Here is a 7,356-nt window from a genome sequence, read left to right on the forward strand (position 1 = left end):
CAGCTTGGCAGAGGGTCTTCTCCCCCAACCAAGAACAACCACCCGATCCAGCGCTTCACCGCGTTGCCGCGCCGTGGCCGCCCGCTCGCGCCGACGCCCGGCCCGGGTGCGCGTGGTGGTGGATCACCGCCACGCGCATGCCCACTGGCTTGCTCTGTGACTGGGCCGGCCTGCGACTTGCGGGGGTCCTGCGACTTGCGGGGGTGCTGGGGGGGCAAGCCTGTGGGCGGCTGGCCGCCCACCCGCGCCCACACCGCCGCCTCGATTGCGCGCACCCGCAACCAACCCTGGTTGCAGATGACCACAGGCCCCACCGACGCCACCGCCCCGGCTGGGGCGGTGCTGCTCCGCTCCCTCTCCAGGCGCGGCGACCCCGAACACACCACCGCCCGGGTCCGCGAAGCGTGGCTTCGCGGACCCGGGCGGTGGGCAGGACCGATCAGGTGCGCTTGCGGCGGGACGGGCGGGGCTTGCCCGTGAGTTCCCAGTCGTGCTTCTCGCCCTCGGCCAGGGCGAGGAGTTCCTCCGCGTGGGCGCGGCCGGTTTCGGTGGACTCCATGCCCGCCAGCATCCGGGCGAGTTCCACCACCCGGTCGCCCTCGTCCAGGGTGCGGACGTCGCTGCGGGTGACGCCGCCCCGCATGCCCTTGTCCACGATCAGGTGGCGGTCGGCGAAGGCGGCGACCTGGGCGAGGTGGGTGACCACGATGACCTGGTGGCTGCGGGCCAGGCGGGCCAGGCGGCGGCCGATCTCCACCGCCGCCCGACCGCCCACGCCCGCGTCGACCTCGTCGAAGACGAGGGTGGGGACCGGGTCGGAGTGGGCGAGGACGACCTCGATGGCGAGCATCACCCGGGACAGCTCACCGCCGGAGGCGCCCTTGTGGATGGGGAGGGGGTGGGCGCCGTCGTGGGCGACGAGCAGGATCTCCACCTCGTCGACGCCGCCGGTGCCCGCGTGCAGCAGCGTCCCGTTGACCTCCAGGGCCAGCGGGTCGTTCGCCTCGGCGGGGCGGGGGCGGACGCTGATCTGGAGGCTGGACTGGCCCATGGCCAACCCGCCCAATTCGTCCGTCACGGCCTTCGCCAGGGCTTCGGCGGCCTCGGTGCGGGAGGCGGTCAGGCCGGTGGAGATGTCCGCCAGCTCCACCGCCAGGGCCGAGCGGCGGGCGGCCAGCTCGGCGAGGGCCTCCTCCGAGGTGTCCATGCCCGCCAGCCTGTCCACCGCGTCCCGCGCCCAGGCCAGCACACCGTCGACGTCGGCGGCGTACTTGCGGGTGAGGGCCTTCAGCTCCGCCTGGCGGGCCAGGACCTGCTCCAGCACCGCCGGGTCGGCGTCCAGGTCGTCCAGGTACGCCGTCAGCTCGGCGCCCACGTCGGTCAGCAGGACCGCCGCCTCGGCCAGGCGGGGCTCCAGCTCGCGCAGCCGGGGGTCCTCGGAGGCGGCCAGGCGGCGCTGGGCCTCCCCGATCAGGCCCAGGGCACCGGGGACGTCCGGGTCGCCGTCCGGGGAACCGGAGACGGCGTAGGAGGCGCCGGTGGCCCCCTCGCGCAGTTGGTCGGCGTCGGCGAGGCGGCGGGCGCGCTCGACCAGCTCGGTGTCCTCGCCGGGCTGGGGGTCGACCGCGGTGATCTCCTCCACGCCCAGGCGCAGGACCTCGGATTCGCGGGCGAGTTCCTTCGCCCGGTTCGTGCGGTCGGCCAGCTCGGTCGACACCGAGATCCACTCGTCGCGGACGCGCTGGTAGGCCGACAGGGCCTCGTGGACGTCCTCACCGGCGAAGCGGTCGATCACCGCGCGCTGCTCGGCGGAGCGCAGCAGGCGCAACTGGTCGTTCTGCCCGTGCACGGCGATGAGCTGCTCGGCCAGCTCACCGAGCACGCCGACCGGGACCGACCGGCCGCCCAGGTGGGCCCGGGACCGGCCGTCGGTGCTGATGCTGCGCAGCGCTATCAGGCTGCCGTCGTCCTCCGGTTCTGCTCCCGCGTTGCCCGCGACGGTGGCGGCGGGGGACCCGGTGAGCCCCTCGAACCGCCCCTCGACCACGGCCTTGGACTTCCCGCTGCGGACCCGCGACGCCTCGCCCCTGCCACCGGAGAGCAGGTGCAACCCGGTGACGACCATCGTCTTGCCCGCACCGGTCTCCCCGGTCACCACGGTGAAACCGGGGTGGAGCTCGAGCGTGGCCTCATCGATGACGCCGAGGTCCTGGATGCGCATCTCGGCTAGCACAGAGCGCACCCTAGCGGTTGGGACCGTCAGCCGGCAGGCTCGCACCCCGCAGCCGGGCCGAACACCGGGTCGGGCACGTGGGCGGGGTCACCGCAAGCGCCACCCGTGCACCGGCAGGTCGAACTTGTCGACCAACCGGTCGGTGAAGTGCTCGTCACCCAGGCGGACCAGCCGGACCGGGGTGCGCCCACCCCGGACCTCGATCCGCGCCCCCGGCGGGATCTCCACCGTGCGGCGGCCGTCGCAGCACAGCACCGCCTCGTGGCCCTCCGGGTCAACCTCGATCGCCACCCGCGAGTGCGGGCCGACGACCATGGGCCGGGAGAACATGGCGTGCGCGTTGCTCGGCACCACCAGCATGGCCTGCACGTCCGGCCACACGATCGGCCCACCCGCGGAGTAGGCGTACGCGGTGGACCCGGTGGGCGTCGCGCACAGCACCCCGTCGCAACCGAAGGACGACACCGAACGCCCGTCGACCTCGATCATCACGTCCAGAATCCGCTCCCGGCTGCTCTTCTCCACGCTGGCCTCGTTGAGCGCCCAGGTGTCGGCCACCACCACGCCGTCGACGGTGGCGGTGACGTCGACCGTCATCCGCTCCTCCACCCGGTAGGTCTGCTCGACGACGCGCTGCACGGCGTCCTCCAGCGCGTCCGACTCCGCCTCCGCCAGGAACCCCACCCGGCCCAGGTTCACCCCCAGCACCGGCACCCCGGTCGCGTGCGCCAGCTCGGCGGCGCGCAGGAACGTGCCGTCACCGCCGAGGACGAACACCAGCTCGGCGCCCTCCGCGGCCTTGGGCCCCACCGGCACCACCCGGCTGTAGCAGGACGGGTCCAGGTCGGGCGCCTCGCTCTCCAGCACCCGCAGCAGCACCCCGGCCGACCCGAACCACCCCGCCACCTTCTCGGCGGTGCGCCGGTTCTCGGTGCGACCGGTGTGCACGACCAGCAGGATCTCCCGTGCAGGGCTCATTGCGGACCTTCCCGGACAGCGGTCTCCACCAGCTCGGCGGCCACCTCGGCCGCCAACGGCTCGCCCCGGCGCAGCCAGGCGAAGTACTCCACGTTGCCCGCGGGCCCCGGCAGCGGGCTGGCCGCGACCCCGTGCACCCGCAGGCCCGCCTCACCGGCCGCCCGCAGGACGTTGCGCACGGCGTCGGCGCGGTCCGCCGGGTCGCGCACGACCCCGCCCGCGCCCAACCGCTCCTTGCCCACCTCGAACTGCGGCTTGATCATCGGGATGACGTCGGCGTCGTCGGTGGCGCAGGCGGCCAGCGCGGGCAGCACCAACCGCAGCGAGATGAACGACAGGTCCGACACGACCATGTCCGCCGCCCCGCCGATGCCCTCCGGGGTGATCTCGCGGGCGTTCGTCTTGTCCATGATCACCACGCGGTCGTCGGTCTGCAGCCGCCACACCAACTGCCCCCGCCCCACGTCGACCGCCACCACCTGCCGCGCACCCCGGCGCAGCAGCACGTCGGTGAACCCGCCGGTGGAGGCACCCGCGTCCAGGCAGCGCTTGCCGTCCGGGGACAGGTCGAACGCGTCCAGCGCGCCGATGAGCTTGTGCGCGCCGCGCGAGGCCCAGTTCGGGTCGTCCACCACCTCGCGCACGACCAGCGCGGCACCGGTCTCGACACCGGTGGCGGGTTTGGTGGCCACGGTCCCGTGCACGGTCACCCGGCCGTCGGCGATCAACTGCGACGCGTGGTCACGGGAGCGGGCCAGCCCGCGGCGGACCAGCTCGGCGTCCAGTCGCGCCCTCCTGGGCACCGGCTCAGACCTTGTCGATGGAGGCGAGCGCGGCGGTCAGCGCCACGTGCACGGCGTCGAACCGGGCCACGTGCTCGTCGACCGGCAACCGGTCGAGCCCGTCGAGCCCGGCCACGGCGTCGGCGATCGCCTCGTCGCTGACCGGCGGGGGCCCGGGAGGGCCGGGGAGTGGAGCTGGGTGCACGGGCTCCACGCTAGCCGATGCGGAAGCCGAGGGTGGTGAGGGCGGCGGCCGCGGCGGGGTCCGGGTGCAGCGCCCGCGCGTCGCCGCCCGCCGCCCAGCAGGCGGCGCAGAGGGTGCGCAGGAGGTCGAGCGGATCACCGTCGCCGGTGATGGTGACCCGGCCGCCGTCGACGGTCACGGCCCACCCGGGCCGGGCCCGGATCACCAGCTCGTCCGCGGGCCGGTCGAACGCGGTCAGGTCGGCCGCGACGTAGGTGGGGCGCTCGTGCGGCCCGGCGGCCAGGAGGTCCGCGGCGGTGGCGACCCCGGTGAGGACCAGCAGCGAGTCGACCCCGGCGCTGACCGCGCCCTCGATGTCGGTGTCGAGCCGGTCGCCGACCACCAGCGGGCGCGCGGCACCCGCGGAACGGATCGACTGGTCCATCAGCGGGGTGGCCGGTTTGCCCGCCACCTCCGGCTCCTGGTCGGTCGCCACGCGCAGGGCGTGCACCAGCGAACCGTTGCCGGGCAGCAGACCGCGGTCGGTCGGGAGCGTGCGGTCGACGTTGCACGCCACCCAGAACGCGCCCGCCCGGATCGCCAGCGCCCCCTCGGCCAGGTCCTCCCAGGTCATCTTGGGCGAAAGGCCCTGGCATACGCCCTTGACGTCGGCGGAGAACCCGCGCACGGGCGTGAGGCCCACGGCGGTGACCTCGTCGGCGAGGGCGTCGGTGCCCAGGACCAGCACGTGGTCACCGGGCGCCAACCGGCCCCGCAGCACCGCGGCCGCCGCCTGCGCGCTGGTGGACACCTCGGCGGCGTCGGCCCGCACCGCCATGCCCCGCAGGTGCTCGGCGACGGTCTCCGGGGCCCGGGAGGCGTTGTTCGTCACGAACCGGACGACGACGCCCGCCGCGTGCGCGCGGTCCACGACCTCGGCCGCGGCGGGCAGGGCCTGCCCGCCGCGGTAGACGGTGCCGTCGAGGTCGAACAGCAGGGCGTCGTAGCGGTCGAGCAGGCCGTCGCTCATCGGTTCTCCGGCTGACCCGCGGTCCGGTCCTCGGGACCCTCGGGGTTGGCGGCCCGGGGGCGGCCGTCGCCGTCGAGGAGGTCGCTGCCCGTGGGCAGGTCGCCTTCCGTCGGGAGGTCGCTCCCGTTCGGGAGATCAGCGGTCGCGGGGGAGGCGTCGCTGCCCGGACCGCCGCTGTCGGGAACATCTCCCTCGGAAGGGCCGCGCTCGACAGCGCCGCTGCCGGAGGCGGTGCCGTCCGGAGCGCCACCGTCGAAAGCGCCGCCATCGGGGGCACTGCCATTCGGGGCGGTGCTGTCGGAGGCGGTGCTGTCGAGGAGGACGGCGTCCTCGATCGTGTGGCCGGTGCGGTCGGTGGCCACGGGGGCGTCGTCGGCGTCGTCGGCGTCGTCCTCGATCTCGACGGTTTCACCCGGGAGGGCGGCGGCGATCTCGGACTCGTCGGCACCGAGGGCGAAGGCGCGCTCGGCGGCGTCGGTGTCCTCGTCGTCGTCGGCCTGGGCGGCGTTGAGGAACCAGCGGATGGCGTCCTGGTCGCGGCCTGCGGCCTCCAGGTTGTCGGCGTAGGCGTAGAACAGGCGCGCACTCCACGGCTTGCGCACCTTGACGTCGAGGTCGGGGCCCTGCAGGGCGACCACGGCCGCGTCCAACTGGCCCATGTCCCGGCGGGCACCCGCGCTGACGATGCGCAGCTCCACGGCCACCTCCGGGTCCAGGTCGGTGCCCGCCTCCTTGGCCAGCTCCAGCGCCCGCTCCGGCCTGCCCAGCGCCCGCTCGCAGTCCGCCATGACGGCGACGTGCGTGTTGCCGCCGCTCATCCGCCGCACCGCGCGCAACTCGGACAGGGCCTCGGCCCACTCCCCCGCGTGGTAGGCGGTCAACCCCGCCGCCTCCCGCACGATGGCGACCCGGGAAGCGCGCTCCCGGGCGTAGCGGGCGTGCACCAGGGCCCGCGCGGGGTCCTCGTCGATCAGCATGCCCGCCGCCACCAGGTGCCTGCCGACCATCTCGGCCAGCGACTTGGGCAGGCTGCGCAGCCCGGCCCGGGCCTCGACGTCCAGTTGCGAGTAGTCGGCACCCTCCGGCACCGCCGGTCCGTTGTGGACGGGGGCGACGTCGTCGTCCTTGCGGGGAGCGCGCCGGTCACCGGAGCGCGGCTTGTCGAACTCCTTGCGCGGACGGCTTTCCCGGTCGGCGAAGCGATCCCGACTGTCCGTTGTGGACGCGCCACTCACCGCACCGGAAGCGGATGCGCCCTCGTTCTCGCCAAAGGTTCGTTCACCCTGCGCGGCGGCGCGCTCGTCGGTGGTCGCAACGGAGTCGCCCTGGCGGTCCGCGCGCCCACCACCCGGCTCACCGTCAACGGTGTCGTCCCCGCGCGGGGAGTCGGCGTCGGAGGTGCGCTGGGGTTCGAGGTTGTCCTGGCGGTGGAGGTCCGCCTCGGGCTTCGAGTCGCGGTCGTCGTCGCGCGGGAAGGTGCCGGTGTCGCGCTGGGGAGTGCGGTCATCGCCGGACGGGGTACGGGAGTCGCGGCTGTCCTCGCGGGAGGAGCCATGGTCGCCGTCGCGCTTCGAGTCGCGGTCGTCGCGGGAGAAGCTGCGGTCGTCGCGCTTCGGACCACGATCGTCACGGGAGAAGCTGCGGTCGTCGTCGCGCTTGGGGCCACGGTCGTCACGGGTGAAGCCGCGGTCATTGTCGCGCTTGGGGCCGCGATCGTCGTCACGGCGGAAACCGCGGTCGTCGTCGCGTTTCGGACCACGGTGGTCGCCGGAGAAGCCGCGGTCGCTGTCGCGCTTGGGGCCGCGGTCGTCACGGGTGAAGCCGCGGTTGTCGTCGCGCTTCGGGGTGCGGTCATCGCGGAAGGAACCGCGGTCGTTGTCACGGCGCGGGTAGCCGCCGGTCGAGCGGGAACCGCGGTCGTTGTCACGGTCGTCGCGGCGGGGGTAGCCACCGGACTGGGGGCGGTCGTCGCGGCGCGGGGTGCGGTCGCTGTCGCGGGAGGTCGTGCGGTCGTCGCGACGGGGGTAACCGCCGCCCGTGGGGCGGGAGCCCCGGTCGTCGCGGCCCTGGTAGCCGCCGCGGTCGCCCGAGCGGTAGCCGCCGCCACGGGAATCGCGGTCGGAGGACTTGCCCTGGTAGCCACCGCCGC

The 7,356-nt window shown here is 74.6% G+C and carries 6 protein-coding genes; all 6 read right to left on the reverse strand.

Translation table 11 applies throughout. The features are described from left to right. Positions 1-439: 439 nt before the first annotated feature. The gene (gene recN, locus UO65_RS26335; RefSeq protein WP_035287601.1) at positions 440-2,233 is read right to left on the reverse strand and encodes a DNA repair protein RecN; all 1,794 of its coding nucleotides are present in this window, start codon (positions 2,231-2,233) and stop codon (positions 440-442) included. 87 nt (positions 2,234-2,320) lie between these two features. After that, positions 2,321-3,211 (reverse strand): NAD kinase, encoded by an 891-nt coding sequence (locus tag UO65_RS26340; RefSeq protein WP_035287603.1) that lies wholly within the window; start codon positions 3,209-3,211, stop codon positions 2,321-2,323. Next, a complete protein-coding gene (locus tag UO65_RS26345; RefSeq protein WP_035287605.1) occupies positions 3,208-4,014 on the reverse strand; it encodes a TlyA family RNA methyltransferase in 807 nt (268 codons plus the stop codon). Before UO65_RS26345 ends, UO65_RS26340 begins: the two co-directional genes overlap by 4 nt. Before the next feature lie 4 nt (positions 4,015-4,018). Continuing rightward, on the reverse strand, positions 4,019-4,198 hold the full coding sequence (locus UO65_RS26350; protein WP_110081044.1) for a hypothetical protein: 180 nt from the start codon (positions 4,196-4,198) through the stop codon (positions 4,019-4,021). 10 nt (positions 4,199-4,208) lie between these two features. Further along, positions 4,209-5,207, reverse strand: coding sequence for an HAD-IIA family hydrolase (locus UO65_RS26355; RefSeq protein WP_035287611.1), 999 nt, complete (start codon positions 5,205-5,207; stop codon positions 4,209-4,211). Beyond that, positions 5,204-7,356: hypothetical protein (locus UO65_RS38355; protein ID WP_233427846.1), on the reverse strand; the 2,153-nt coding region annotated here is incomplete at its 5' end. The genes UO65_RS26355 and UO65_RS38355, both read right to left, overlap by 4 nt.

This window comes from Actinokineospora spheciospongiae (assembly GCF_000564855.1).
Classification (GTDB): Bacteria; Actinomycetota; Actinomycetes; order Mycobacteriales; family Pseudonocardiaceae; genus Actinokineospora; species Actinokineospora spheciospongiae.

Excerpts from the sequence above, each read along its gene's own strand:
- UO65_RS26340 (WP_035287603.1), bottom strand. The coding sequence starts at position 3,211 with ATGAGCCCTGCACGGGAGATCCTGCTGGTCGTGCACACCGGTCGCACC.
- UO65_RS26355 (WP_035287611.1), bottom strand. The coding sequence starts at position 5,207 with ATGAGCGACGGCCTGCTCGACCGCTACGACGCCCTGCTGTTCGACCTC.